Source organism: Stenotrophomonas sp. GQ19 (genome assembly GCF_059758695.1).
In genome coordinates this window covers 500,360-526,106 of record NZ_JCAXES010000001.1, presented here as the reverse complement: position 1 = coordinate 526,106, position 25,747 = coordinate 500,360, and the positions used below count along the sequence as shown (strand labels likewise).

20 protein-coding genes are annotated in these 25,747 nt (G+C 68.7%); 4 read left to right on the top strand and 16 right to left on the bottom strand.

Annotated elements, in window-relative coordinates; all coding sequences use genetic code 11:
• Window positions 1–54: 54 nt before the first annotated feature.
• From AC6CHL_RS02145 to pip, 11 genes are all read right to left on the bottom strand, one after another.
• Entirely contained in the window at window positions 55–792 is a 738-nt protein-coding gene (locus AC6CHL_RS02145; protein ID WP_498293110.1) for an MgtC/SapB family protein, read from the bottom strand.
• The gene (gene mgtA, locus AC6CHL_RS02140) at window positions 792–3,542 is read right to left on the bottom strand and encodes a magnesium-translocating P-type ATPase (protein ID WP_498293109.1); all 2,751 of its coding nucleotides are present in this window, start codon (window positions 3,540–3,542) and stop codon (window positions 792–794) included. Before mgtA ends, AC6CHL_RS02145 begins: the two co-directional genes overlap by 1 nt.
• Window positions 3,543–3,637: 95 nt before the next feature.
• The gene (locus tag AC6CHL_RS02135) at window positions 3,638–3,937 is read right to left on the bottom strand and encodes a hypothetical protein (RefSeq protein ID WP_463601026.1); all 300 of its coding nucleotides are present in this window, start codon (window positions 3,935–3,937) and stop codon (window positions 3,638–3,640) included.
• A gap of 307 nt (window positions 3,938–4,244) precedes the next feature.
• Window positions 4,245–4,910: a DUF2894 domain-containing protein gene (locus AC6CHL_RS02130; protein WP_498293107.1), complete on the bottom strand. Its 666-nt coding sequence runs from the start codon at window positions 4,908–4,910 to the stop codon at window positions 4,245–4,247.
• Complete coding sequence (locus AC6CHL_RS02125) at window positions 4,900–5,547, bottom strand: OmpA family protein (RefSeq protein ID WP_463601024.1); 648 nt, start codon at window positions 5,545–5,547, stop codon at window positions 4,900–4,902. Before AC6CHL_RS02125 ends, AC6CHL_RS02130 begins: the two co-directional genes overlap by 11 nt.
• A complete protein-coding gene (locus tag AC6CHL_RS02120; RefSeq protein ID WP_498293105.1) occupies window positions 5,544–8,105 on the bottom strand; it encodes a DUF802 domain-containing protein in 2,562 nt (853 codons plus the stop codon). The genes AC6CHL_RS02125 and AC6CHL_RS02120 overlap by 4 nt, the downstream gene beginning before the upstream one ends.
• A gap of 10 nt (window positions 8,106–8,115) precedes the next feature.
• A complete protein-coding gene (locus tag AC6CHL_RS02115) occupies window positions 8,116–8,814 on the bottom strand; it encodes a DUF3348 domain-containing protein (RefSeq protein WP_448133722.1) in 699 nt (232 codons plus the stop codon).
• Window positions 8,815–8,881: 67 nt separating this feature from the next.
• Window positions 8,882–10,549 carry a hypothetical protein gene (locus AC6CHL_RS02110; RefSeq protein WP_498293104.1) on the bottom strand — a complete coding sequence of 556 codons (1,668 nt, stop codon included), beginning with the start codon at window positions 10,547–10,549 and terminating at the stop codon, window positions 8,882–8,884.
• A gap of 109 nt (window positions 10,550–10,658) precedes the next feature.
• A complete protein-coding gene (locus AC6CHL_RS02105) occupies window positions 10,659–11,258 on the bottom strand; it encodes a DNA-3-methyladenine glycosylase (protein ID WP_498293102.1) in 600 nt (199 codons plus the stop codon).
• Between the two features lie 100 nt (window positions 11,259–11,358).
• Window positions 11,359–12,048 carry a hypothetical protein gene (locus tag AC6CHL_RS02100; RefSeq protein ID WP_498293101.1) on the bottom strand — a complete coding sequence of 230 codons (690 nt, stop codon included), beginning with the start codon at window positions 12,046–12,048 and terminating at the stop codon, window positions 11,359–11,361.
• Window positions 12,049–12,178: 130 nt separating this feature from the next.
• Window positions 12,179–13,144 (bottom strand): prolyl aminopeptidase, encoded by a 966-nt coding sequence (gene pip / locus AC6CHL_RS02095; protein WP_498293099.1) that lies wholly within the window; start codon window positions 13,142–13,144, stop codon window positions 12,179–12,181.
• 137 nt (window positions 13,145–13,281) lie between these two features.
• On the opposite strand from pip, the gene AC6CHL_RS02090 reads away from it, so the two are divergent.
• Window positions 13,282–13,713 (top strand): GFA family protein, encoded by a 432-nt coding sequence (locus AC6CHL_RS02090; protein ID WP_498293097.1) that lies wholly within the window; start codon window positions 13,282–13,284, stop codon window positions 13,711–13,713.
• Between the two features lie 78 nt (window positions 13,714–13,791).
• Here the strand turns inward: AC6CHL_RS02090 and AC6CHL_RS02085 are convergent, their stop codons facing one another.
• The 4 genes from AC6CHL_RS02085 to AC6CHL_RS02070 form a co-directional block, all read right to left on the bottom strand.
• Window positions 13,792–15,444 carry a tyrosinase family protein gene (locus tag AC6CHL_RS02085; RefSeq protein WP_498293095.1) on the bottom strand — a complete coding sequence of 551 codons (1,653 nt, stop codon included), beginning with the start codon at window positions 15,442–15,444 and terminating at the stop codon, window positions 13,792–13,794.
• A gap of 276 nt (window positions 15,445–15,720) precedes the next feature.
• A complete protein-coding gene (locus AC6CHL_RS02080; RefSeq protein WP_038688229.1) occupies window positions 15,721–15,972 on the bottom strand; it encodes a hypothetical protein in 252 nt (83 codons plus the stop codon).
• Entirely contained in the window at window positions 15,969–17,306 is a 1,338-nt protein-coding gene (locus AC6CHL_RS02075) for a TFIIB-type zinc ribbon-containing protein (RefSeq protein WP_498293094.1), read from the bottom strand. The genes AC6CHL_RS02080 and AC6CHL_RS02075 overlap by 4 nt, the downstream gene beginning before the upstream one ends.
• 21 nt (window positions 17,307–17,327) lie before the next feature.
• Complete coding sequence (locus tag AC6CHL_RS02070; RefSeq protein WP_498293092.1) at window positions 17,328–18,476, bottom strand: SPFH domain-containing protein; 1,149 nt, start codon at window positions 18,474–18,476, stop codon at window positions 17,328–17,330.
• 269 nt (window positions 18,477–18,745) lie between these two features.
• On the opposite strand from AC6CHL_RS02070, the gene AC6CHL_RS02065 reads away from it, so the two are divergent.
• Window positions 18,746–19,336 carry a hypothetical protein gene (locus AC6CHL_RS02065; protein ID WP_498293091.1) on the top strand — a complete coding sequence of 197 codons (591 nt, stop codon included), beginning with the start codon at window positions 18,746–18,748 and terminating at the stop codon, window positions 19,334–19,336.
• A 6-nt stretch (window positions 19,337–19,342) separates the two neighbouring features.
• Here the strand turns inward: AC6CHL_RS02065 and AC6CHL_RS02060 are convergent, their stop codons facing one another.
• Complete coding sequence (locus AC6CHL_RS02060; protein WP_498293089.1) at window positions 19,343–24,004, bottom strand: autotransporter outer membrane beta-barrel domain-containing protein; 4,662 nt, start codon at window positions 24,002–24,004, stop codon at window positions 19,343–19,345.
• A gap of 393 nt (window positions 24,005–24,397) precedes the next feature.
• On the opposite strand from AC6CHL_RS02060, the gene AC6CHL_RS02055 reads away from it, so the two are divergent.
• Together AC6CHL_RS02055 and AC6CHL_RS02050 are read left to right on the top strand one after the other, a co-directional pair.
• A complete protein-coding gene (locus tag AC6CHL_RS02055) occupies window positions 24,398–24,808 on the top strand; it encodes a hypothetical protein (protein WP_498293088.1) in 411 nt (136 codons plus the stop codon).
• Window positions 24,809–24,918: 110 nt separating this feature from the next.
• Window positions 24,919–25,731: a hypothetical protein gene (locus AC6CHL_RS02050; protein WP_498293086.1), complete on the top strand. Its 813-nt coding sequence runs from the start codon at window positions 24,919–24,921 to the stop codon at window positions 25,729–25,731.
• Window positions 25,732–25,747 lie beyond the last annotated feature (16 nt).

The following is a 25,747-nucleotide window of genomic DNA, read 5'->3' as shown; positions in this document are numbered from 1 at the left end:
CGCCGCGTGGTTCGACGCGGTCGAGCATAGCATCGGGGCCGTGGCCGGCCGGTGTCAGTCCTCCAGCGTGGCATTCCAGAACGCCTGCAGCACGCCCGGCACGGCCATCAGCGTGGCCAGCACCGCATCCAGTTCGGCGGCATCCACGGCTGTCGCGTACAGCACCGCTTCGATCTCCACGTCGCGGTCGCCGAACGGGCGCGGATCGACCGCGCGCACCGGGTAGTGCGCCTGTTCCAGCAGCACCAGCAGCCGGTCCAGGACGTCGGCCTGGTGCTCGCGTTGGCACACCACCGTGACCGCGTACGTGGCCTCGCTGAAGGACGCCTCCACCGGCTGGCGCTGGATGCGGTTGACCACCGGCCGCAGCAGCGTATTGGCGGCCAGCACGAACAGCGCGGCCAGCAGCGCTTCGGGCAACAGCTTGACGCCGGCGCAGGCGCCGACTGCCGCCGAGCCCCACAGCGTCGCCGCGGTGTTCAGCCCGGACACCTGCGCACCGTCCTTCATGATCGCGCCGGCGCCCAGGAAGCCCACCCCGGAGATGACGTACGCCACCACATGCAGCGGCGAGGGCGGACCGCCGTACAGGTCGTGGAAGCGCACGGCCAGGTCCACGAACACCGCCGCGCCCACCGCCACCAGTGTGTTGGTCCGCAGGCCGGCGGTGCGCTGGCGCAGCTGACGCTCCAGGCCGATCGCCGCGCCGAGCACGAAGGCCGTGCCCAGGCTGATCAGGGTGCTGATCGTGGCCCCGGCGTTGAACGCCGGCAGGTGCGGGTTGAGGTCCATCACTGCCACCCGTAACGGCGGATGTAGACCTTCTTGAGCAGCGTGGTCAGCACCGCATAGCCGAACAGGATCGCCACCAGGAACGGCCAGTAGCCGGGCGGCAGCGCCTGCAGCTTGAAGTAGCCGGCCAACGGGCTCATTGGCAGCAGCACGCCGATGGCCATGATCAACCCGGTCATCAGCAGCAGCGGCGGGGCGGCGATGCTCTGCACGAACGGCACCTTGGGCGTGCGGATCATGTGCACGATCAAGGTCTGGGTGAGCAGGCCCACCACGAACCAGCCGGACTGGAACAGGCTCTGGTCAGCCGCCGTGCGCGCATCGAACACGTACCACATCAGGGCAAAGCAGCTCAGGTCGAAGATCGAACTGATCGGGCCGAAGAACACCATGAAGCGCCCGATGTCGGCCGGGTTCCACTTCAACGGCTTGCGCACCAGCTCCTCATCGACGTTGTCGAACGGAATGGCGATCTGCGAGATGTCATACAGCAGGTTCTGCACCAGCAGCTGCAGCGGCAGCATCGGCAGGAACGGCAGGAACGCCGAGGCCACCAGCACCGAGAACACGTTGCCGAAGTTGGAGCTGGCGGTCATGCGGATGTACTTGAGCATGTTGCTGAAGGTGCGCCGGCCCTGCACGACGCCTTCCTCGAGCACCATCAGGTTCTTCTCGAGCAGGATGATGTCGGCCGCTTCCTTGGCGATGTCCACCGCGCTGTCCACGCTGATGCCGATGTCGGCCGCCCGCAGTGCCGGGGCATCGTTGATGCCGTCACCCAGGAACCCCACCACCTTGCCCTGTGCACGCAGGGCACGTACCAGGCGTTCCTTGTGCAGGGGCGTGAGCCGGGCAAACACGCGATGCCGGCCCAGCGCGTCGGCCACCGCGGCTTCGTCCATGCGGTCGATCTGCGGCCCGGTCACGATGCCGTCGGCGTGCAGTCCCACCTGGGCACACACCCGCGCGGTGACCAGTTCGTTGTCGCCGGTGAACACCTTCACCTCCACGCCCAGCCCGGCCAGCGCCTGCAGCGCCTGCGCGGTCGATTCCTTCGGCGGATCGAGGAACGCCACGTAGCCGAGCAGGGTGAGGTCCTGCTCATCGGCCTGCGCGTACACCTCGCGCGTGGCGGGGACTTCCTTCATGGCCACCGCGACCACGCGCAGGCCCTGTTCGTTGAGCTCCTCGGTGGTCTGGCGCACCCGTGCCAGCCGCTGTGCATCCAGCGGCAGGTCCTGGCCGTTTTCGCGCACGCGGCTGCACACGGCCAGCATCTCTTCCACCGCGCCCTTGCACACCAGCTCATGGTGGTCGTCGCGCTCGGACACCACCACCGACATGCGGCGGCGTTCGAAGTCGAACGGAATCTCGTCCACCTTGCGGTAGTCCTGGGCCAGGCGAAGCTCGGTCTGCAGTTCCACATGCTCCAGCACGGCGCGGTCGAGCAGGTTGGTCAGCCCGGTCTGGAAATGGCTGTTGAGGTAGGCAAATGCCAGCACATCCTGCGAGTCGTTACCGTACACATCGGTGTGCCGCTCCAGCGCAATGCGGTCCTGGGTGAGCGTGCCGGTCTTGTCGGTGCACAGCACGTCCATCGCGCCGAAGTTCTGGATCGCATCCAGGCGCTTGACGATCACCTTGCGCCGCGACAGCAGTACCGCGCCCTTGGCCAGGGTGGAGGTGACGATCATCGGCAGCATTTCCGGGGTAAGCCCGACCGCCACCGACAACGCGAACAGGAAGGCTTCGGTCCAGTCGCCCTTGGTCACGCCGTTGACCAGCAGCACGAACGGCACCATCACCAGGGCGAACCGGATCAACAGCCAGCTGACACTGTTGACCCCGGCCTGGAAGGCAGTGGGCGCACGTTCGGTGGCGGTGCTGCGCTGGGCAATGGTGCCGAAGCAGGTGCGGTTGCCGGTGGCCAGCACCACGGCGGTGGCCGAGCCGGACACCACGTTGGTGCCCATGAACAGCAGGTTGGGCTGCTCGAGCAGGTTGGGCTGGTCCGGGTCGGGGGCGGCGAACTTCTCCACCGGCAGCGATTCGCCGGTCATCGCCGCCTGCGCCACGAACAGGTCCTTGGCGTTCAGCACGCGGCAGTCGGCGGGGATCATGTCGCCGGCCGACAGCACGATGTGGTCGCCAGGCACCAGCGCCCGGATCGGCAGCGAGCGCTGCTGCGCGGGCCGCGGCGTGCCCGGGTCAGCGCCGGTGTCCTGCCCGATTGCAGCATCGCGGCCAGGACGGCGCAGCACGCGGGCGTTGTTGCCCACCAGCGCCTTGAGCCGTTCCGCCGCACGGTTGGAACGCCCTTCCTGGATGAACCGGATCAGCGTGGACAACACCACCATGGTGCCGATCACCACCGTGGCCTTGACGTCTTCGGTCAGCCAGGACACCACCGCCAACAGGGTCAGCAGCAGGTTGAACGGATTGCGGTAGCACTGCCACAGGTGACGCCACCACGGCAGCGGCTTTTCGTGATCGATCTCATTGGGGCCTACGCGGGCCAACCGGGCATCGGCCTCATCGCTGGCCAGGCCATCGGGGTGCGACGCTACCGCCGCCAACGCGGCCGCCACCGGCACCTGTGCCAGCCGCCGCAACGCATCGCTGAAATCGGTCGGTACCGCGCCGGCCGCACCGCGCCCCATGCCGGCGTCGGGCAGGGCGCGGCGACGGAACAGGCTGGCGGCACGGCGGCTGCGCAGGAAGGCATCGAACCATGCATTGAGCAGGGTCATGGGGAACTCCTTGAAAGACAGGCGACACCGCGCAGGGCGGCACGGGTCGGGATGCAGGGCTGCGCGCGGCCCGTCAGGACGTGGCCGCGCGGGGATCAGGCGTGCTGGACGCTGGCGATGGGAAACGACCAGCGCGGGCGCGCCGGGTGCGGGCTGCCGCGCGAACACAGCGGCAGCAGCGCGCTGCGCAGGGCGGCGGGCAGGTGGCGCAGCACGTGCAGGCGTTCGGAGATCGGCAGCAGGCTCAGGGCGTCGGCGATGACGCGCTCGGAGCCCAGGGCCAGGGCGCGCGCGAACAGCGGGGCGCCGTGCTGCAGCAGCTGGCTGCGCAGGCCGGCCACGTCGCGATCAAGGATCAGGCGACGCAGGGTGATGTAGAGAATCTTGTAGTGCATCGGAAGGCCTCCGGGCAGGCAGCGCCCGCCGGCCACCCGGCACTCAGAGGTGCGGACGCCGCCGGCCGGACGCCGGGGTGGAACAGGGCAGGGGCGAAAGCAGGGGCGCGCGGCACCCGGCAGGATCGGGGTCGGGATCCATGGGAATGTCCGGTAGTGGAAGGGCGATGCCGGCGTGACGCAGTGCGCCTGGCCGGTGCGCGTATTGTCCGCGCCGGTTGCGCGCCCGCCTAGATGCCCGTGGGGTAGCGGCGATATACCTTGGTATATCCGGGCCGGCGCAGTGCGCGCCGTGCCGGTGGCGCGATCAGGCCTTCGGGGTGCGGGCGCGGCGCGGCTTGGGGATACGGCCCACGTCACGCGCAGGCGTGGCCGTGCGCGGTTGCAGCTGTTCCAGCCAGGCCAGGTTGTCCAGGTACATCAGGAAGTGCTGCAGGTAGCCCGGCGACAGTTCACTCATCAAGGTGAGCGAGCGGTGCACCAGCACCGCCGAGTTCAACGGGCCGCCATCGCCGGGGCCCTGCGCCAGCGAGATGCGCTTCTGGCTTTCATTGCGCACCGTGGCCCACAGATCACGGAATTCGCTGATGGCCGGCAGCGCGGGGAATGCCGGGGCCGGGGCGGTGTCGAGGGGGGCATCACGCGGCACCGGCGGTGCCTGCGTATGTGCATGCGCGGCCAGCGTTGCCAGCAGGCCCGACAGCGGACTGGCGCGTTCGGCACCCGGGGCTGGCGCGCCCCGCCCGCGACGCGGCGCGCGCGCGGTCTGTTCGGCAATGCGCGCCGCATACGCTGCCACCATCGTGGCCAGTCGCGCATCCAGCAGCTTTCGCACCGCGCCCTGCTGTGCCTGCGCACGCGACTGCAAGGCCTCGATCACCGCAAAGCCCAGCGGGTCGTGGCGGTCCAGCTGCTGCTGGCGCCACGCGTCGAGCTGCGCACTCACCAGCATCGGCTTAGGCTTAGGGGACATCGGCGGCGGACGTGGCTTTCGGTCGCGGAATGGGCGCCATTTCAACGCGGCGATTGCGTGCGCGCCCGGCTTCTTCGGCGTTGGAGTCCACCGGTTGCTCGGCACCAAAAGCGGCGGCAAACACCGCCGAGGCGGGCACGCCTTCGGCAATCAGGGCGCGGGTGACGGTGAGCGCGCGCTCGGCCGACAGCGCCCAGTTGTCGGCGAACTGGCGGTTGCCTTCGCGCACCTGGCGATCATCGGTGAAGCCGCTGACCATCAGGATCTCTTCGCGCGAGGACAAGTACTCGGCCAACGGGCCGGCCAGGCTCTTGAGCAGCTCGCGGCCTTCCGGCTGCAACTGGTCGGAATTCAAGGCGAACAGCACGCTGCCGCGGATGCCGATGCGGCCATCCACGATCGTCACCCGCCCGGCCGCCAGCGGCACGGCCAGCGCCTGCTCCAAGGTCTTGCGACGCTGGGCTTCGGCCTGGCGCTGCTTGACCTCGTGGTCCAGCCGGTTGGACAGCTCCAGCTGCAGCGCCACTACGCCGACCAGGATCAACACGAAGGCGCCCAGCAGCACCGACATCAGGTCACCGAAGGCAGCCCAGATCGGTGCGCCGGATTCGCCGTCGACCTCGATCTCGTCGCTCATGCGGTGGCGGCCCCGGCCGGGTCGGCGCTGCGGCGCGCGCCCAGCTGCTGCAGTTCTTCGATGATCTGCTTCTGCGACAGCACGCTCAGGTCGATGACCTCGCGCGCCTGGGCCACGTAATAGGCCAGCTGTTCATCGCTGCGCGCCAGCGACGCGTCCAGCGCGCCACTGATCTGCTCGAGGCGGTCGCCCAGCCCGCTGCTGGCGCTGCCGAACACCTGCATGGCACCGCCGAACGCGTCGGCCAGTGCCGCCACTTCCACCGCGCTGCCGGTGACCTGCGCGGCAACGTCGCCCAGCTTGCCGGTTTCGGTGGCGAGGTGGTCGGTGAAGCGCGTGCCCACCCGGTCGAGCAGGTCGGCCGAGGTGGTCACCAGTGCGTCAACGGCGGTGCGCTGCTCGGTGGAAGCATGGTTGACCGCATCCAGCAGCGTTTCCAGCGTGGCCAGCAGGCGGCTGCGTTCTTCCAGCATGGCGGTGTCGCGGACCATGCTGTCAGACAGCTTCTGGCGCAGCTCGGCCACCACGTCGGCGGCGGCCTTCGGCGCTTCGGAGGCGACCTGCACCAGCCGCGAGATCTCGGCGATGGTGTCGCTGGCGTGGGCCTGGGTCTGGGTGGTGATCTCCTGCGCGGTCCGCGACAGGGTCTCGCAGATGTCCTGCTGGCGGCGCGCGACCTGTTCGCCGGTCTGCGTCCATTGCTGGGCCAGGGAGGTGGACAGTGTGGCGAACGCCTCGCTCCATGCAGCCAGGCGCTGCCCATCGCGCGCTTCCAGGGCGTCCTGCAGGGTGGCGTGCGCCTGCTGCATCGTGTCGGCGAGCGTGCGGGCGTGCGTATCGAAACTGCCGGCCACGGCGGTCAGTGCCTGCTCGTTGCGCGCGGCGCTGCTGGCGTGGGTGGCGGCCTGCTGCGCCAAGGCATCGCGCCATGCGTCGGCGTGGTTGCGGGTGCTGGCATCCAGGCGATCGGACAGTGCCTCAAGCAGGGCGCCGGCACGTGCGTCGTGGGTCTGGGTGAAGCCCTGCAGCGTGCTGTCCAGCCCGCCGATCAGCGCGGCATGGGCCTGCTGCTGGCTCTGCTGGCTGCTGTTCCACCGCTCGGCGGTGGCGTCCAGGCGGCTGGCCAGGGCGTCGGCCAGGCTGCCGGCCTGCTGCTGGTGCTGGTCGGTGAAGCGCGCCAATGCGTCGCGCAGTTCCACCACCAGTGTTTCGTTGCTGCGCTGCTGTGCGGCCTGCGCGGTGGTCCAGTTGCCGGCGCTGGTATCCAGGCGCTGCGCGACCCCGTCCAGCAGGCGCAGGGCGTGCTGGTCATGGCTGTCGCTGAACTGCTGCAAGGTCTGGCGCAGGTCGGCGGTGAGCGCCTGATGGGTCTGCTGCTGCGCCTCCTGCGCGGTGGCCCAGTGGTCCACGTTGGCCGCCAGGCGCGACGACAGCGCATCCAGCAGGCCGAGCGCGCGTTGGTCGTGCTGCGCGGTGAGGTGCTCCAGCGCTGCACGCAGGTCGGTGGTCAGCGCCAGGTTGGTCTGCTGGTGGGCGGCGATCGCGCTGTTCCAGCTGTCCGCGCTGGCCGCGCGGCTGGCCTCGAAGCCGGCATTGAGACCGTCCAGCTGGCGCTGCACGGCCTGCCCGACATCGCGCTGCAGGGCGGTCGTTTCGGTGGCGATGCCGCGCAGGGTGCTGTCCATGATCGGCTGCAGCGCCTCGCCCACGGCGCGAGCGCTGGCGGCGATGCTGTCTTTCAGCGCCAGCTCGACCGCACTCGCCAACCGGGCGTGTTCGGCGTCGGCCTTGGCATGGAAGCTCTCCTGGCTGGACAGCAGCTGCTGGTTGGCCTGCAGGCTCTGCTGCTCGATCGCAGCGGTCATCGCCTGCAGGCGGTCGACCAGCGCCGGCATCAGCGCGGCCTGCGCCTGCGCAAGGCGGAACGCCTCGCTGCGCTGCCACGCCTGGGAATGCGGGTGCAGGTCGGTGGCCACGCGTGCATCAAGCACCTGCACGGTCTGCAGGCGCTCGCGGCGGCACAGCGCCGACAGCAGCCCGAGCATCGCCGAGGTCGCCACGCCGGCGATGGAGGTGCCAAAGGCCACGGCCAGGCCTTCCACCGGCGCCCCGAGCGAGCCGCGGATGGCCTGCAGGTCGGTGGCGCTTTCCAGCGCCAGCCCGGTGCCCCGCAGCGTGGCCATCATGCCCAGCAGGGTGCCAAGCATGCCCAGCAGCACCAGCAGCCCCACCAGGTAGGGCGTCAGCACCGGGGCGGGCAGGGCAACGCGCTCGCCGTCCACGCGCAGGCGCACCGCATTGCGCAGGCTCGCCGGCACGCGCTGCAACCAGGCGCCCAGATCCTGCTCGGCCGCCGACACATCGGCCAGGGCCTGGCCCAGCCCCGCGGTGGCCTGGCGATAGCGGAACAGCTCGAGGCCGCCGGCGGTGTAGCAGGCCGCGATCATGAGGGCGACTGAGAAACCTACCGGGTTCGACCCCAGGTACCCCACGCCGATCCAGCACGCGGCAAACAGACCTGCAAGGAAAACGACGAGATAAAGACTAGTTCTGAACATGACGTCCCAGTTATCGGGGGCGAAGCGCTGCAAGCAGGCCTTCGATGGGGTGAAAACGAACATCCAGTTCGGCCAGCAACACGCTCTGCATCGCGTGGTTGAACCGCTGCCGCCAGCCGTCGTCGGCCGGCACCGCGTCGGCGTCGGTAGGCTCGCCTTCGACCGGGGGTGGCAGCGCCGCGTTGCGCAGCCGCTCGAAGTGCTGGGCGAGCAGCGTCGGCACCGTGGCCAGCAAGGCCTGCTCGCGCGGGCTCAAGGTGTGCTCCATCACCGCATCCACCTCGGCCAGCCGCCCCAGTTCGGGGCCGGCCAGGCTGAGCATGTCGCGCAGGCGCCCACGCAGCCGCCCGGTGTTGGCCTGCATCGAGCGCTGCAGGGCAACGACGCGCTGGCGGATCGCCGCCGCATCGTCGCTGGCGCCCGGTTTCGGCGGGTCAGGTTGCTGAACAATGGCCGCTTCCAGTACCGCACGTACCCGCGCGCATTCGGCCGCCTCGGCGGCATCGAACGCGACCGCCTCGGCAGGCGGGGGCGGCACCCGGCCGTCCAGCGCCCGCGACAGCGCCACCGCACGGTTCCAGTCGACCCACTGGCTCAGGCGGTCGGACAGGTCCGGGCTGGTCGGCGTTGCCTGGCCGTCGGCCAATCCGGCCAACAGACGGATGAACGCGGGGCCGGGCAGGGGCGGGCGGTGCTGCGTTTTCGCCATTGTTCCGGTTAAAACGCTGAATTTTACACCGGAAAGACAACGCGGCTGTCTGAACGAGGCCGCCGGGTTAGTCGGCGCCACCCTCCGCCTTGCCTGCGTCGGCGTCGTCCGGCGCAAGGTAGCGGAAGGTCCATTGCCGCGGCTGGCGCTGCCAGCGCTGGTGGCGCAGCCGCAGGGCGGCGATCGGCGCCGCCGTGGCGATCTCCAGGCGGTGGGGCTGGCGCATGCGTTCCCAGTGCAGCGGCGACTGCGCCGGGTCGCCCGGGTGGGCATCGGCCAGTGCCAGCGCGCCTTGCACATCGACCATCGCCGCCGGCATCTCACGGCCCTGCGCATCCAGCGGTACCGCGGTGGTCCAGTAGCCCCCGGTACCTTCGCGCCAGGGCAGCGGCTGCTGCACGGTCACCCGGGTGGGCGAGGTCCACTGCACCTGCGCGTTCGGGTTGCGCCGCGAGGGGGTACCCGGGGCCAGTGTTTCCACCTCGGTGCCCAGGTAAGTGTCCACATCGACATCCAGGCGGATCCGGCGGATGGCGTCCACCTGGCTGCCGCGCGTGTTCAGCGGCAGCCGGAACGGGAACGCGATGTCCTTTTCGTCCGCATGGAAGTTGCCCACCAATACCCAGGGATCCTGTACCGGTTGCGCGGCGAGGTTCGACAGGCGTTTGCCCTTGGCATCGAAGAAGTGCACGGCACGCGGGGTGGCCGCGGCGATGGCAGGCGCGGCCGGGTCGTCGCGGGTGGGGGCACCGGTGCCGACGCGACCGGCAATGCGGATCAACGGGCGGCCGTCGCGGTAGTCGCGGTTCACCGCGAACATCAGGCTGGCTTCGGTCTGCTTCAGTGCCGCCATGTCCAACAGCCCGGGCACGCGCTCCTCCGGCGGCGCCGGCGGGTAGTCGTCGGCATTGGACGACAGCGCCGAGAACGGCGGTGCGTCGAGGTGCGCCTGGATCATCGCCGGGTACGTCTCCACGATGCTCTCGGTTTCCAGGCGCTGCAGCGGGTCCAGGTCCATCCGCGCCAGGTACATCCGCTGCTCGGTGGCAGGCAGGTCGTCGCGGGGTGCCAGCGTCAGGTGCATCCGCGCTTCGATCGGCATGCCGTCGGCACGCTGCAGCACCTGCCGGCCGTGGCCCTGCACGCCGGTACCGGCCAGCTCCACGCTGACCACTACTTCGGCCGGGGTCAGCGACTGCACCTGCATCTGTGAAGTCAGCTCGCCGAAGTCCCGGGTCTGGGCGCGACGCGTGATGCGCTGGCCAACGTCCAGCTGGGCAGGCAGGGCCAATGGCTGCAGGCCGCCCAGCTGCTGCTCGGCGTTGATCAGGCGCGCGGCCTGCGGCTGCAGGGTCACGGTGTCGCGCCAAGCCTCCTGGTCGACGGCGCGCATGCCCGTGCTGGTGCCGTCAGCGGCCACGGTGAGCTCGAAGCCGCCGTCCAGCAGTGCCAGCATCGCGCGCTCGTCGCCCACCTCCGGATCCAGATCCAGCACCGTCTGTCTGTCGCCGGGGGCCTGCTGCTCGGACCACAGGATGCGCGTGCGCAGCCGAGTGCTGCCATCGCCTGCGGTGTCGATCGCCAGGCTGCTGAGGCTGCGCTGCCGGAAGGTGCCGCGGTCCTGACCGGCCAGGCGGATATCCAGGCCGACGTAGTACACGTTCTCGGCTGCCAGCAGCGGCGCGGCGCCGCACAGCAAGGCAGCGCCCAGCAGCAGGGTGGGGAGGGGTTTCATCGGGACATCCTTTTCGTGGTGCAACACCGGGTGACGGCGCGCGATCACGACGCGCGCGTCAACCGGTGCCAGGCAGCCGAACAGGATACCAGTGCAGGCCAGGGCAGGATCAGCGCCGCGCGGACCGGCCTGACACGTGCGCATGCCCAGGCACGTGCCAGCGCCACGGGAAATCCACCGCCTTGCTGATGCCGATACGCGGACCAACCATCGGTTCGATGGGCGGCGCCATCGCGTCGGACACGATCCGCACGCCGCGGTCGTTGCGCACCAGGTCCGCGCCGTCCAGCGCCTTGGTGATGCCCATCGCCTGCGACAGCCGGCCCGGTCCACTGGCCAGATCGCGGTCGTGGCGGATTGCAGGGCGCGCCTCGCGTATCAGCTCCAGGCCCTGCACCGGCTCCAGCGCCCGCAGCAAGACACCCCAGCCTTGACCTACTTCGCCGCAGACCGCGTTCGATCCCCAATGCATGCCGTAACTGAAGTACACATACAGGTGGCCGGCTTCCCCGAACATGGTGGCCGTACGCGGCGTCTGGCCGCGGAACGAATGCGCCGCCGGATCTTCGCTGCCCGCATAGGCTTCCACCTCGACGATGCGGCCCGCACGGCCATCGTCGCGCACCAGCAGCTTGTTGAGCAGCGCCGGTGCCACCTCGGTGGGGTGGCGTTGGTAGAACGATTGCGGCAGTGTTGCCCAGTCGTGCATGCAGAGACCTCATCAAAGGGGCGCCCGTGGCGCGCGCCGTCGCCTTGGATGGTGAGCCTTGATGCGTGGTGGCGACATCAACGGGCCCGCAGCTACGCCGCTAGTGCGTCCAGTGCACCGCAGCGAGCATGGACGCCAGCGCCGCCTTGGCCTGCTCCGCGGTAAACGGTGGCGTGCGCGGCGGGTCGTACACCTCCGGGCGGGTGCCGGCGATGATCAGGTCGATGGCATAACAGGCGCCGCCCTGGACGACGCGATAGCTGTCGGCCGACAGGTAGTGACTCATCGCCGCGTCGCTGCTGCTGAAGTGGGTGGTACGCACACCGTCTACATCCGCCGTATCCGCCCTGCCTGCCGCATCGGGCGGGGGCGTGGTGCACGCCTTCACGTCTGCGGCGCCGTCGCTGCGCCCGATCCGCATTTCTGCCGATGTGATCTCGTTGGAGCCATCCAGCACCAGCGCCACAAGCGGCCGGCCGGTGCTGCCTTCGGCGGGGTACAGCGTCCACGCATCCATCGCCAGGTAGCTGCGCTTGAAGTCCCGGTGCACGGTGGTGCCTGCCACCGGTCGGACCGCGATGCCCGGCGCAGGTTCGGCGAAGGCATCCGCTGCCTGCGCGGGTGGTGCGGCGCGGCCCGCCACCGACGCGACCGTGTCCGGTGCCGTGGCCGTGGGCGGCACCGAGGCTGCTGGCGCCTGGCGTGCCGCATCGGTATCGGACGCGGTGCAGGCCGTGGCCAACGCCACCATGGCAGCGCCGGCCAGAACGGTTCGAAAGGTGGGGTGCATTGGTGGTCCTGCTTCGCTCAACGTGGTTGCGAGCGTGCACCGCACCCCGTTAACGCTGTGCCATGGACCGACGATGCAGCGCAGCGCCGCGTCGCCCGATGCCTCGGTGTTGCTACTGCATCCGACCGCTTCAGGCGCGGACAGGACCTGCGATGCGGTCGGCGAAGGCGTCGGTGGCCCGTACCAGCGCGTCAGCGGTGGCCGGTTCGGTTGCGCCATGGCCCGACAGCACCATCTCCAGCTGCGCCTCCGGCCAGGCAGACGCGAGGTCCCAGGCGCTGCGCGCGGGGCAGATGATGTCGTAGCGGCCCTGCACGATCACCGCCGGCAGGTGGCGGATGCGATCGACGCCCTGCAGCAGCTGGCTGTGCTCGAGGAATGCGTGATGGCGGAAGTAATGTGCTTCGATGCGCGCCTTGGCCAGCGTCGCCAGGGGATCGGCGTGCGAACGCGCCTCCACGTCATGCACCAGCGTGGCCGCGTGGTCTTCCCAGCCCAGCCATGCTTGCGCCGCGGCGATGGCCACGTCCTGGTCGGGACTGTCGAGGCGCTGCCAGTAAGCGGCGATCAGTTCGCCGCGTTCGGCCTCGGGAATGTGCGCTTCATAGCGCGCCCACCGTTCCGGGAAAATCCAGCGGGCGCCGCCGTCGGCCTCGTTGAACCAGCGGTTCTCTTCGGCACGGCCCAGGTAGACGCCGCGCACGATCACGCCGGTGGCGCGCTCCGGGTGTGCCTGCGCGTAGGCCAGCGCCAGCGTGGACCCCCACGAGCCGCCGAAGACCAGCCAGCGCTCGATGCCCAGATGCGCGCGCACGGCCTCGATGTCGGCCACCAGGTGCGCGGTGGTGTTGTCACGCAACTCGCCGAACGGGGTAGAGCGACCGCTGCCGCGCTGGTCGATCAAAACGATGCGGTAGCGTGCGGGATCGAAGAAACGACGGTGCGTGGGTGACACGCCCGCGCCGGGGCCGCCGTGCAGGAACACCACGGGAATGCCGTCCGCTGCGCCACATTCCTCGACATGCAGCGTGTGCACGGCATCCACCGCCAGACGATGCTCGCGGTAAGGTTCGATGGTGGGATACAACGTGCGCATGGCGGCTGCTCGTGGACGGAGAACACAAGCATAGCCAGCTTGGTCTGAATCCGCAGTATTGCCGCGTGCAAGGCAGTGCTGCGCTGGCGGGCCGCCATTGCCGGTAACATGCCGGCCTACTGAACGCCGAGACACGCATGATGCTTCGCGCCAACTGCCTGTGTGGATGCACCACCCTCACCCTGAAGGGCGCGCCGGTTGCGCGCGCCATCTGCCACTGCAGTACCTGCCGGGATTTCTACGCCACGGCCATGCTCTCGGCCACGGCCTGGAACCCAGACGCGGTCGAGGTGGAACAGGCCACGACCACGGTCTTCCAGCATCCGCACAAGCAGCTGTCAAAAACGTTCTGCAGCGGCTGTGGAGACGTTCTGTTCGGCACCAATCGGCTGGGCATGCGCGTGGTGCCCAATGCGCTGGTGGCCCGCGCCCTGGGCGGCATGCTGACCGAGTCCTTCGCGCCCACCATGCACCTGTTCTACCGTGACCGCATTGTCGACGTCACCGACGCCCTGCCCAAATTCCTGGACGGGTGGGACGGCCCTACCTACGACGCCGCATCGGCCTGACGCACGCCGCCGGCCAACACAGACAGGACCGCGTGGCGGCCCTGTCTGCGTCACCCACTACGGCGCCTGGCGCCTCCCTCAGGGCACCACCAGCACCGCCGCGTCCAAGACCGGGAACGCTTCGGCGGCCTGTCCGGTGGAGGCCATCAGCCTGAACTCCAGCGCTGTGCTGCCGCTGGCGTCGGCCGCGCCCGCCTTGAGCAGGTTGAGCCGTTGCGGCAGCGGTACGGCGAACGTGGTGGGGTGCGTATGGTCCATCCCGGTCATCGGCGGACCGAAGAACGACACCGTGCCCACGTAGTAGGGGCTGTTCGCATCCACCGTCTCAACCCCTGCCGGCGCGTTCACCAGCACGTCGAACTCGCGCGTGTTGTGCAGGCCGCGCGGCCGCTCCACGGTAACTTCGGCGATCAGCGCGGGTGGCACAGTGGCGCCCAGCTGACCCCGGACCGTGCCCGGCAGCGACACGGACACGGCGGCACCGCGGCGCTTGCCGCGCACCAGTGTGGCCGGTCCGGCAGCCTTCACCGCCAGCGCCGCACTCTGCAGCGCGCCAGCCCCTTCGCCCACGTAGTCATAGTCGAAGGCCTGGGTGTTGAAGAAGTCCGCGGCGCGCTTGGTCCCGGCGAACTCCCCGTCGGCCTGGACGAAGAACCGGAACGGCTCGGTCATGAACGCGTCACGGGCTTCCCCCGGCGGCGGCATGATCTGCAGCCCCTGATCCAACTGCTTGCGTGTCCATACGTCCCACAGCCGGTCCATGTTGGCGTGGTGCAGGTAGAAGATCGGGTCCAGCGGCGACAGGAAGTTGGTCATGTTGCCGTAGGGGCCCGGATCGATCGCACCGACGCCCCCGATGCAGTTGTGCACCTTGTTGTGCGGGAAGCCCTCCAGCACCGAGAACTGGGTGTTCTTGTCCGGGGAGTCCACGTGCGAAGCCGTACGCGAGCTGGTGAAGCTGCGGCTGACGTCGCTGTTGTAGAACTCCACCGGCGACAAGCCGGCGTGGATGGTGTCGGGTGATACCGCAGCGGCGGTCTTGGGATCGAGGCGGGCATTCTGGCGCCAGAGGTAGCGCGCCCCACAGGTGATGGCATAGCCCGCGTTGCCGGAAATGCCGGTTTTCGCGTCGGCGTTGTAACCGGTGACATCGTTCCACAAGGCACCGAAGTCCGCATAGCCGCGCGCGGCCAGTTGCTGGCGTTGTTGGGTGTCCAGGCTGTCCCAGTACTCTTCCAACGCAGGCTGGATGAAACTCGTGAACCGTGCGAGGTTGCCAGTGAACGGCGCGTACGCCGGGTCGGTGGGTGAGAGTACGCCGTCGAACATGGTGGCCGGAATCTCCGGCTGCGATGTCCAGTCCCAGTACGGCATGGCGAACTGCGGATCGCCGCTGAGCATCCGGATGGTCTGCTCGAAGTAGCCCACATAGCCGCGATGCCAGACGTAGAACCACCAGTTGCCGTGCGGGCAGTCCATCAGGTGCACGAAGGCGTTGCGGAACCAGTTGTGCGGGTGATCCGCCGGCAGCGCCAACATCTTCTGGATGCCGCGCGCGTAGCTGGCCAGCATGCGCTGGCCCTGCGGCGTGTTGACGTTGTAGCGATGGAAGGTGGCCGCGGCGGCCGCGTCGGTGCCGGTAGCGCCCCCGGCGAATGCAGTACTCGCTGCCCAGGAGGCGACCGAGGCACTGGCGGCGGTGGCAAGGAAATCACGGCGTGTGTAGCGCATGGTGGTACTCCCTGGTGATCGATGGAACCGCATGGGTTACGAATCACTGCGCGGACATGCCACTACACAAAGCCATGCCCGACGGGGCCTCCAGGCCCCGTGCCAACACGCGTCTACGGTCGAAATCCCCGCCTCCGGCGCGGGATGGCGGGGCAGTAGTAGCACGCCGCGCGCACCGGGCGCTGGGAAATCACCGCCCGGTGCTGGGATCAATCTTCGGTTATGAGAAGCGCCGCACATATCCATGGGGAACGGCGGCGCTTCGGCGCGACTCGCTCAGCCCGTGTCGCGCTGCACCCGTGACCGGTACGCCCCGACGTTGTTGCCGGCGATGCTGGTGGTCTGGGTGCCGGTGATTGTGTCGATCTTGCGGTCCGATCCGGTCACCGGCTTGGCCTCGATGGTGGTTTCACGTTCGAACGCATGCGACTTGTCGGTATTCCGGTAGTACCGGTACAACGCCCAGTACAACGCCGACGCACCGGCGGGGCCGGCGGCCAGCAACCACAGTCCACTGTCATCGCTCATGAGGACGCTACCAGGAAGAGAAGCACGAGGGCTTCGATAATAGTGCCGGTGGTCAGCGCGGCCAGCAGCATTTTCCACTGCTGCACCGGCACGCTGCCCATGGTTTCGCCGGTGCGGCCATTGACCGCGATGTAATGCAGCATGCCGCCGTTCTTTCCGGGCTGGTGGTACGAGTACAGCCACACCGGCAGGTACATCGATACCCAGCGCGTGCCATGCACGTCCAGGCGCTCCTGCTCCCAGCGGACGCCGCGGGTGTAACGGCGCACGGAGTCTTCGACCTCGGCGCGGGCGATCGACAACAGCTGGTCTTCAAGCCGTGGGCGCAGCTTCTCGACGTCGAGGTTGCGCTTTTCCGAGGTAAAGCCGGTCAGGAACGAGGCGTTCCACTTCAGCGCATTCTTGGTGTCGAACGGCAGGATGGTATTGATGATGTTGTTGGTGTTGGCCCGAGCATCCAGGTTGCCACGCTCGGCCGAGGATTCGAGCGTCAGGTCATCCACGGTGAAGTCGACATGCCGCTCCACCTGGTAGACGTCGGCATCGTAGTAGGTCTGCTTTTTGTCGCCGGTGCCGCGGGTGTACTCGCGCGTCTTGATTTCACCCCTGCCGGCGACGCTCGCGCTGACATTGCTGTCCACGATCATGTAGGGCAGGTACACGCCGACGACGTTCTCGGGCGTGAACTGGTCCTTGAACGCCTTCAACGCAAACAGCCGGCGCTTGTCCACGAACTGGCGGATACGCGCGACCGCATCGTCCTTGGTAATGCGGAACGGCAGCACCGCATCGGGCACGGCGCCGTTGGCCACCTGCTCATTGACCCCGAATACGTGACGGCACCAGTGGCAGCGGGCCGTCATCGTGCTTTCGGTATTGATCGTGACCTCGGCACCGCAGCCGGTGCATTTGAAACTCATCAGGCTGGCGGTGTCGGCCTGGATGTCCTGTGCTCCGGAGGCGACGACGGTGCCGCGCAACTGGTCCAGGCCGTCACCCAGCCCGAAGGCCTCCTCGGCGCGGGTGCCGTGCCATTCGTTGCGGCAGAACTGGCAGACCAGGACGTCGGTGCCGAGCTTGAGCCGGACATCGGTGCTGCCGCATTTGGGGCAGCGGTTGAGGCCGTCCTTCAGCTCGGCGGCGCGGGTGTCCAGGGCCACCGGATCCGGCGCCTCGATCTCGTCACGGATGGGCTGTGGCAGCGTGGCCGGGTCGACCGGGAAGCTTCCGGGCAGGGGCGGAACCTCCTGCGGCGAGCCGGGGCCGGTCACCGGCTGCGCAGGCAGCGGTGGCGGCGCCGACGGCAGGGGCGGCGGAGTGCGGGAATCGGACATGGTCGTTGGGCGCCTTGCCTGTTACAGGCCCAGCGCCTTGGCCTTCAGGGCGTCATAGTCGTCCTGGGTGATCAGCCCCAGATCCAGCATTTCCTTGGCCTTCTTCAGCTTGGCCACCGGGTCATCGGCGACCGGCGCGGCCGGGGCGACCGGTTGCTGCAGGCTGCCGGCACCGAACATGCCCGAGGCCATGCCCACGCCCACCAGACCGGCCGCGCCGCCGTTCTCACCGGCCGACTGGATGCCCTGGGCAACGCTGGCCTGCAGGTTGGAATTGCCCCGCGCACCGGCCAGCGCGTCGGCGCGCTGCACGGTCTTGAGCAGTTCGCGGGTGTTGGCGTCGTACTCGATGGAGACGATGGCGGTCTTGACGATGGCCAGGCCGCGGTCGGACTTCCACTGGTAGGCCTGCTCGACGGCGTCGGACAGGCTCTTGGCGAAGCCCAGCGAGTCCTGCTGCAGCTTGGTGATGCGGTTGCCCTTGCCGGCATCGTTGGTATACAGGCTGAAGGCCGGCGCCAGGGAGCCCACCACTTCGTTGAACAGCTGGCTGGCCGCGGCGTTGTCCAGGTCGGTGAAGTCGAACACCTGGCCCGGCTGCAGGTAGCTGGCCGGCACGAAGTTCTTCACGAACAGGATGGGATCGACGATCTTCAGCGTGTACGAGCCGCGCGTGACCGCGCCCACCTGCGTGCCCAGGAAACCGTCGTCCCAGTAGATCTCGGACTGGGTGCCGAAGCGGTTGTCGGGCAGCTCCTTGAGCGAGACGAAGTACGCCGCCTGCTGCGCGCCGGGCTGGCCGCCGAACTTGAAGCGCTCCCAGCTCTGCTTGATCAGCGGGGTAACCACGCCATCGCCGGCGAAGATCGACTGCGAATTCAGGTCATCGGAGCGCCATTCGTAGCCACCCGGCTCGGCAACGAAGCCGGTGATGGCCCCGTCCTGGAACAGCAGCAGGCCGTACCCTTCGGGGACGACGATCTTCGACCCGTTGCTGATGATGTTGGACGAGGCGCTGGTGTTGGACCCGCGCCCGGCATTGGTGCCCCGCGGGACCGCCGCAAACAGCGCCGCCGTGGACGGCAGGCCGGCGGGCACGGTGAAGAAATCCTTCCACTGGTCCGCCAGAACGCCGCCAACTGCACCCTTCACCGCCTGTACCAGACCCATGGCCAACTCCGTGTCGTTCGTGGACGGGCAGGGTGCCCGCCGTACCTGCTGGACTATATCAGGCACCGGGAAGAGGGCCACAGGAGCGGGCAACGGCAGGCCAGGGCGGGCTTCGGCATCGGCTCGGCGCCGATCGGTTCGGGCGCGACAGGCGCACCCGGCATGCAAGGCATTGCGAAGCCGACGACGCCGATGCCACGATGGCCGGCCATCAGCAGGGCAGGGGCGGCGCACGGCGCGGCGCGTCTGCGGCACGGAGGCAGCACCGAATGAGTGGCGTGGACATCATCAAGCAGTTCGTCGAAGGCCGGCTCGCACCGCGCGCGTTCGAGCAGTGCCTCCACACCGACGCGGCGCTGCAGGCGCTGCTTGAGGGTGAACGGAACCTGCCGGCCTACGTGGCAGAGCCCGATCTGTACCTGTACCTGATCAGCCAGGATTACCAGAGCCTGGCGTGCATCTACAACGTCCAGACCCTGCTCTCCGAACGGCTCGACAGCCAGGGCATTGCGCATGCCGTGGACGACAGCCACGAGCGCCGCTTCACGCTGGCCCTCAACGCCCAACCGAAATGGCTGTCACTGCCGCCGGCGTACATCGCCCGCTTCATGGCAGATCACGATGCGCTGGATCCGAAGGCCCTGCAGACGGCGTTGAAGGCGGCGATCACGCGTGACTTTCGCTACCTGAAAGCGCCGCCCAAGTGGCTGCAGGAGCCGGAATGGCCGCTGGCCGACGACGTGCCGATGGTGTTCGTCGGGCAACTGGACATCCGCGGGCTGGGCCACGATATCGGCCAGGCCTATCTGTTCTTCGACGCGCAGCAGCAGCGGTTCCATACCGTCAGCCAGCGCTGCTGAGCGGGCCTACCAGTTCCAGCGCATGCCCACCTTGCCGTTCCACGCGGTCTCGTCGCCATCGAAGCTCCAGCTGTAGTCGATGTCGGCGTACAGGTACCCGGTCTGGGTCAGTTGCCATGTCCCGCCGATGCCGATCTCTGCCCAGGAGCCGCCCATGTCGACGGCGAACGGCACGGTGCCGCTGTTGCTGGCGAAGGTGGCCCGGGGCGTGCCGCGGAATTCGTGCCACACGTTGCCACGCAGCCACCCCGTACTGCTCCGCGCTTCGCCTTGTTCCGTGACGCGCAGGTCGTTGCGGCTCAAGCGTGCTCCGACGCGGCCCACCAGCGAATCGCCGTCGCTGAAGCGCACCTGCGCCGTGGCGTCATGCAGGCTGTCCACGTCGACCTGCTGCCAGATCACCTGTGCCTGCGGTTCCAGCCGCCAACGCCCGTCCTCACTGCGGGCGCCATCGCCCTCGTTGAGGATGACCGGCCATCCGCCTTCCAACGACAGCGCCAGACCGTTGGCGTCGAGGAAGCTGTCGGGCATGCGCGGCGACTGCAGGCGCATGTCATACCAGGTGTGCTGCGCCACCGCATCCAGGTAGGCACCCTTGGCGGAGAACGCCGTCCAGTAGGCGCCCACCGACCCGGCCTTGAAGCGATTGGTGCCGGCATGGAACCGGTAGTCCAGGAAGTTGTGCCGCACCTCGCCCTTGCCCTTGCCGTAGGCGAGGTAGAAACCGCCGTGACGCCGGCTGAGATCGTCGGCATCGATGCGGCGGTAGAGATCGGCGCCGATCTGCAGCGCATCGAAACGGTAGTCGAAGTCCGGGCCGCGATCGCCATAGATGCCACGGCGGCCGCCATCGTGCTCGCCATCGTGGCCTACGTAGCGCATCCAGGCGCCATTGAAGCCGCTGCGCGCGGTATCCAGGTCGTCGCGCTGGCGTAGCAGCTGCTCGTCGCCGACGCGCTCGTGCAGGGTGTCGAGCAGGCTGCGACTGTAAGCCTGCGCCATCGCGGGCAGGGCGACCACCAACGACACCTCCTGGCGGTAGGCCGGGGTGGGCGGTGGCGCTGGCATCGGCGGATCCGGTGGCGGGGGATCAGGCGGGGGCGGTGCCGGCGGCGGTGCAGGGCAGGGCGGCGTGGGCGCACCGGGCGCGGCGCAGTCGATCACCGAGCGCAGGTACCAGCTGTTCTCCACGTCGGCGCCGGAAGCGGTCGCGGCACCGCCGCGATACAGGAAGTACTCGTAGGGTCCGGCCACGACGGGTGCGGCCAGCCTGAAGTTGTCTGCCGTGCTGGTGGCGTTGAGGGTCTGTATCACGCGGATGCCGTCGGACACGGTGAGGTCACCGAGGCCGCCACTGCGGTGGATGTCCAGCAGGCCGGGGCCGCTGCTGCTGCCATCCACCACCACCAGCTGGTCCGACGGAGACGCATCGTCGGCAAGCCAGGTGTTCAACGCCAGCGTGCCGTCGCCGCCATAGCGCGACACCGTGAGCGTCTTGTAGCTCGCCGCCAGCGCAGGGTCGCCGCCCGGTGGCGAGAACACGATCCGGCTCGCACCGTTGACCAGCGTGGTGAGGGTCGATGTGCCGGTCAGGTTCCACAGGGTGTCCTGGAGTATCACGTTGGACACGCTGCCGGGCAGGGTGACGGCCGCACCGGTCAGTGTGCTGCCGGTGGCGGTGATAGCCGCGACCGTCGGCGCTTCTGCGGCCGGCAATGGCGCTGCCAGCGCCTGTGGCAGCGGTACCGGCGGGTCGTCGGGGGGCAGGTCGGGCGGCACCACGGGTACAACCGCGTCGAGACCGTCGAAATCGGCGATGGCGCCGACCTTCAACCACAGATCGCGGCCTTGTACCGTGCTGCCGAGCAGGTCGACCTGCGCTGCGCCGATCGCGCCCACGCCGGGGCCGTCTGCACTGACCAGCGACGATCGGCTGATTAGTGCAGACGCCGCCGCCGGATCGCCGCGCACCAGCAATGCCGCCGCGCCGATGCCGGTTGTGGCCAGCACGGAATCGTCGACCTCCACGCGGCCACCGTTCCAGGCCACGGCAGCATGCGCCAGCGCGCCGCCGGTACTCACCCGGCTGCCACCGCCCAGCAGCAGCCGCCCGTTGTCGGCCCAGGCGATCAGGCCGTGCGCCTGCACGCCGCTGGTAGTGATGGCGCTGGCCTGCGCCGTCAGCAGGCTGTCGGCATAGGCCGCCAGCCCATAGCCATGCAGGCCGCGGGTGGTGACGGTCAGGCCGGTGCCGCGGATTTCACCGGCCCCGGCGGCACGCGCACCGATGGAATCGAAGCCGCGTGTGGCAACAGTGACGTTGGCAACCGTTGCCACCGCACCAACGCCCTGGATGTTGAATCCCTCGCTGGTGTCGCCCAGGGTCGTGATGCTGTTGCGCGCGCCAGTGGCCTGGCCGGTTGCCGGATCGACATTCATCCAGACCCGGCCACCGGCCGTGCCGACGTACACGCCGTGACCGGCGATGCCCGAGGCGACGAACGCGGTGGGATCGGTGATGGCGGTGCCGCTGGTGTCCACCGGCCGGCCGAAGGTGGGCAGGGCCAGATCGGTGCCGAGCAGCACGCCGGTGTGGATCGTGTCGCCGCTGGATATCAGGGTGCCGGCGGTGCCGCCGCCGGCATTGAGTGTCATTGCCGGGCGCCCGGCGTTGATGATGGTCAGGCCGGCACTGTCGATGGTGCCGCCCGTGGCGTTCAAGCCGATGCCGCCCGACCCGCCGCCGCCGATGTACAGGTTGCGCGCGGTGATCCGGGTGGCTGCGCCATCGGCACGGATGCCACCCCCACTTCCCGACGTGGTGAGCGCACTGTCGCGGATGTTCACCTGCGCGCCCGCCTGGCCGTATACCCCGTTCGAATTAAGGGCGGTGGTGCGCACGTCCAGTTGCGTGAGCGTGGCCTGCGGCCCGGCGACACCGGCTACGCCCTGCACCAGCACGCCATTGGCGTTGATGCCGTGCGTGACGATCTGGGTGTTGGCCGCCCGCAGCCGCGAAGTGGCCGCCGCCGACTGCGCCACCAGCACGCCGGTACTGTTGTTGCCAAACGTCTCGATCCGCGTTGCCGTGGCCAGGGGCGTGCCGTCGGCCGCCACGTCCAGCCACAGCGTGCCGCCACTGGCGGACACCTGCGCACCGTTCGCGCCGGTGGTGCCAGTGGCGATGTAGGCAGCAGGATCGGTGGTCACGTTGCCACCGGCATCCACCGGCAGACCGTAACTGGCCGACGCAGGGTCGGTGCCGAGCTGGACGCCGGTCAGGATGGCGTTGCCCTGGCTGATCAGGCTGCCGCCGCTGGCCACCTGCAGGCCGACCGCCGCATTGCCCCCTGCGATGCCGGACGTGAATACCTGGCTGCCGCGGAGCGTCAGCGTGCCCGTGTCCAGCGCATGCGCCCCGATTGCGCCGTTGAGCAGGGTGGAGATGCGCAGGCCGTCCGCGGTGAGCGTGCTGCCGGCGCCCTCGGCGCGCAATGCATGGCCGGTTTGTCCGGCGGCGATGACCACGCCGGGCGTGCCGCCCAGCACTACGGTGCTGCCGCCGCTGGCCATCACGCCATGCGCGTTCTGGCCGGCCACGCGCACATCCAGCCCATCGATCTGCAGCTGTGACGCGGCCGTGGCCGACACCCCGTGCGCGGCGATACCGGTCGCGTTGATGGTCAAGCCACTCACCGTGCCCTGCGCATCCGCAAAGGCCAACCCGACCGCACCGGTACCGCTGGTGTCGATGGACAGCTGCGAGGCCTGCAGCTGCGCGCCACCGGCAAAACGCCCGCCGCTGTTGTAATTGCCGCGGGTAATGACATTCACCCCGTGCACGGTGAAGCGGGCCCCGCTGGTGCCATTCAACCCGTGGCTGCCGCTGGCCGCGCCCGCGCCGGTACCGAGGATGTAGATCGAGGTGGTGCCGGCGGTGGGGTTTCCTGCGCCGTCCACGTTCAACCGGACCGTGCCATCGCTGGCGCTGATGCCATGCGCCGCCGTGGCGGCCTTGCCGACGTAGGCGCTGGGATCGGTGACCAGCGCGCCGCCCGCATCGACCGGCAGGCCGTAGGTGGCGGGATTGCCGGATTGCGTGCCCAGCACGATGCCGGTGGCAATGACATCGCCCGTGCCGATGAAACTGCCGCCGGCCACCTGGATACCCTCGCTGTTGGCCAGCGACGTATACAGGCGCGTACCGTTGGAGGTCAGCGTGGTGCCCGCTTCAACGCGCGCCGCCGGGCCGCCGGCACCGAGCCGGCTGACCGTTGAACCGGCCGCCAGGAAGTTGATCGCGCCGCCATTGGTCGAGCAGACCGTGGCGGTGTTGGCGGCACTGGTGATCAGGGCCGCCGCACCGCTGGCGTTGATCACGCCGCCGTTGGCTGCATAGAACGCCGGTGCGCCCGCCACCGTGGGGGCATAGGTGCCACCGGCAACGGCCACGGTGCCGCCGTCTGCGCGCACCTGCTGGGGCGGCACGGTGGCCGGCACCGTGATGCAGGTGGCCGCGTCCACGCTCTGCGCCAGGGCCGTCACCGGGGCGGTCGCCAGCACGCCGAGCAGGATCAATCCTGTCGGTGACGTGCCGTGGAGGTGGCAGGTTTTCACGCGGGGAAAGTGCGCCGCCCGTTGCGTGGGCGTCTGTTCTTTCCTGCCCATGGTCTTTCCCCGCTCAACTGGACCGACCGTGGCATTTACCCACCGGCAACGCGGGCGCGCCACCGTACTAGTTGGGCAATGGCACCAGTATTTCTACCAGTTGCCTGGGCGACGGCGCAGGTGGCGGAAGTCCAGGCACCGCACGGCGGGGGCCTTCACGCCGCCGCATAAATATCCCCTGCGATGGATAATGCGCACTTTCTACTTTTGCGACGTTGAGCACGTAATTCCAAAGAGTTAAGTCCATACTCCGATCCAACTGCAGGAGCGGATGCAACGTCCGCCTACTGGCCCGGATTCGATTATCAGGCACGCTGCAGATGTGGGAAATGTGATTGAAACGGGGTGTGATTTTCAGGCTCATACGAACGTCCACATGCAAGGGGGCAGGGGATGCGTACGCGAACCGTTGGGTTGCTTCTCATCGGCATGATTGCCTTGCTGGGTGCTGCAGGCACGGCCGTGGCGGAGTTGCCGAAAAACATGATCTTCTTCATGTCGGGCACTGCCTGCCCGGCGGGCAGCAGCCGGCTGGTCAATGCAAATGGCCGCATGCTGCTGGTGGCGAACGATCCCGGTGCGATCGGCTCGACCTCGGGCAAGGCCCTCGCAGACCGCGAAGATCGCAAACACAAACACAAGGCGAAGGTGTCGGCCACGCTGAACGAGCACTCGATCTCGGCCGCCAGCAGTTGCTGCAACAGTCAATCGACAGGCAAGGGCGCGCATTCGGCGGATGTGGAAACCGATGAATCCGCCTCGGCGCTTCCCTTCGTCCAGCTGCTGGCCTGCAAGGTCGACTGACCGGCAACGGCATCGCCCGCTTCACCATCCACGTGTTGCCCGGGTGCGTCATGCCCGGCAGGCGCGTGGCTCCGGCTGCATTCGGCTCGCTCTCACTTCACAGGTGCGACATGGCTATCACGCGTCGGTTCCATCGGCCTCTCCTGGCCCCGTTTTCCATCGCGCTTCTCCTGTCCGCGCTGGCTCCGCAGATCGCCGCGGCGGCTGACGCCATGCCATTCTTCACCGAGGCGTACTTCGCCGGCGCCTGTCCGGAAGGCTGGACATCGGTCGACGGGGCCAAGGGCCGCTTCGTGGTGCCCGCGCCGCTGGGGGCCGGCGTTGGCGGCTTCGCAGGCGATGCGCTGGACGGCAAGAACGCCCCCAAGCACCTGCACGAGCGCATCAGCGGCAAGGTGTCGCTGCCATCGAAGAATTTCGTGCTGATCGGCGGCTGCTGCAACGGCAACCTGGGCGACTCCGGTGAGTACCCGGTCAGCGGGGCATCGGAGGCGGCCAGCGGCGATCTGCCCTACGCGCAGTACGGGCTCTGCATCAAAACCTCGAATCCGGATGGGTCAACGGTGCCCTCGGGCGTGATGACCTTCATGGCGCAGACCCTGTGCCCGGCAACATGGGAAGCGGAGAACTCGGTGGCCGGGCGTTACATCGTGGCGCTTCCCGACAACGGCACGCCTTACTACCAGTTCGGCGGCAAGCCGCTGGAGCCCAGCGAAGTCCGCAACCACGTGCACGGCGTGCAGGGAAAAATCGCGTTCAGCGGTCACGACATCGCAGGCGCCAGCGGATGCTGCGCCAGCGGCTATGCGTCCAAGGGCGACTTCAGCATCGTGGACGGCAAGACCGTTCCCGTGGCCACGCAGCCGTCCGACAGCGCCGTCCAGGCGCCGTACTACACGGCGCTGATGTGCAAAAAGCAGTGATGCCCATCCACCAGGC

Excerpts from the sequence above, each read along its gene's own strand:
- AC6CHL_RS02145 (WP_498293110.1), bottom strand. The coding sequence starts at position 792 with ATGGACCTCAACCCGCACCTGCCGGCGTTCAACGCCGGGGCCACGATC.
- mgtA (WP_498293109.1), bottom strand. The coding sequence starts at position 3,542 with ATGACCCTGCTCAATGCATGGTTCGATGCCTTCCTGCGCAGCCGCCGT.
- AC6CHL_RS02135 (WP_463601026.1), bottom strand. The coding sequence starts at position 3,937 with ATGCACTACAAGATTCTCTACATCACCCTGCGTCGCCTGATCCTTGAT.
- AC6CHL_RS02130 (WP_498293107.1), bottom strand. The coding sequence starts at position 4,910 with ATGTCCCCTAAGCCTAAGCCGATGCTGGTGAGTGCGCAGCTCGACGCG.
- AC6CHL_RS02125 (WP_463601024.1), bottom strand. The coding sequence starts at position 5,547 with ATGAGCGACGAGATCGAGGTCGACGGCGAATCCGGCGCACCGATCTGG.
- AC6CHL_RS02120 (WP_498293105.1), bottom strand. The coding sequence starts at position 8,105 with ATGTTCAGAACTAGTCTTTATCTCGTCGTTTTCCTTGCAGGTCTGTTT.
- AC6CHL_RS02115 (WP_448133722.1), bottom strand. The coding sequence starts at position 8,814 with ATGGCGAAAACGCAGCACCGCCCGCCCCTGCCCGGCCCCGCGTTCATC.
- AC6CHL_RS02110 (WP_498293104.1), bottom strand. The coding sequence starts at position 10,549 with ATGAAACCCCTCCCCACCCTGCTGCTGGGCGCTGCCTTGCTGTGCGGC.
- AC6CHL_RS02105 (WP_498293102.1), bottom strand. The coding sequence starts at position 11,258 with ATGCACGACTGGGCAACACTGCCGCAATCGTTCTACCAACGCCACCCC.
- AC6CHL_RS02100 (WP_498293101.1), bottom strand. The coding sequence starts at position 12,048 with ATGCACCCCACCTTTCGAACCGTTCTGGCCGGCGCTGCCATGGTGGCG.
- pip (WP_498293099.1), bottom strand. The coding sequence starts at position 13,144 with ATGCGCACGTTGTATCCCACCATCGAACCTTACCGCGAGCATCGTCTG.
- AC6CHL_RS02090 (WP_498293097.1), top strand. The coding sequence starts at position 13,282 with ATGATGCTTCGCGCCAACTGCCTGTGTGGATGCACCACCCTCACCCTG.
- AC6CHL_RS02085 (WP_498293095.1), bottom strand. The coding sequence starts at position 15,444 with ATGCGCTACACACGCCGTGATTTCCTTGCCACCGCCGCCAGTGCCTCG.
- AC6CHL_RS02080 (WP_038688229.1), bottom strand. The coding sequence starts at position 15,972 with ATGAGCGATGACAGTGGACTGTGGTTGCTGGCCGCCGGCCCCGCCGGT.
- AC6CHL_RS02075 (WP_498293094.1), bottom strand. The coding sequence starts at position 17,306 with ATGTCCGATTCCCGCACTCCGCCGCCCCTGCCGTCGGCGCCGCCACCG.
- AC6CHL_RS02070 (WP_498293092.1), bottom strand. The coding sequence starts at position 18,476 with ATGGGTCTGGTACAGGCGGTGAAGGGTGCAGTTGGCGGCGTTCTGGCG.
- AC6CHL_RS02065 (WP_498293091.1), top strand. The coding sequence starts at position 18,746 with ATGAGTGGCGTGGACATCATCAAGCAGTTCGTCGAAGGCCGGCTCGCA.
- AC6CHL_RS02060 (WP_498293089.1), bottom strand. The coding sequence starts at position 24,004 with ATGGGCAGGAAAGAACAGACGCCCACGCAACGGGCGGCGCACTTTCCC.
- AC6CHL_RS02055 (WP_498293088.1), top strand. The coding sequence starts at position 24,398 with ATGCGTACGCGAACCGTTGGGTTGCTTCTCATCGGCATGATTGCCTTG.
- AC6CHL_RS02050 (WP_498293086.1), top strand. The coding sequence starts at position 24,919 with ATGGCTATCACGCGTCGGTTCCATCGGCCTCTCCTGGCCCCGTTTTCC.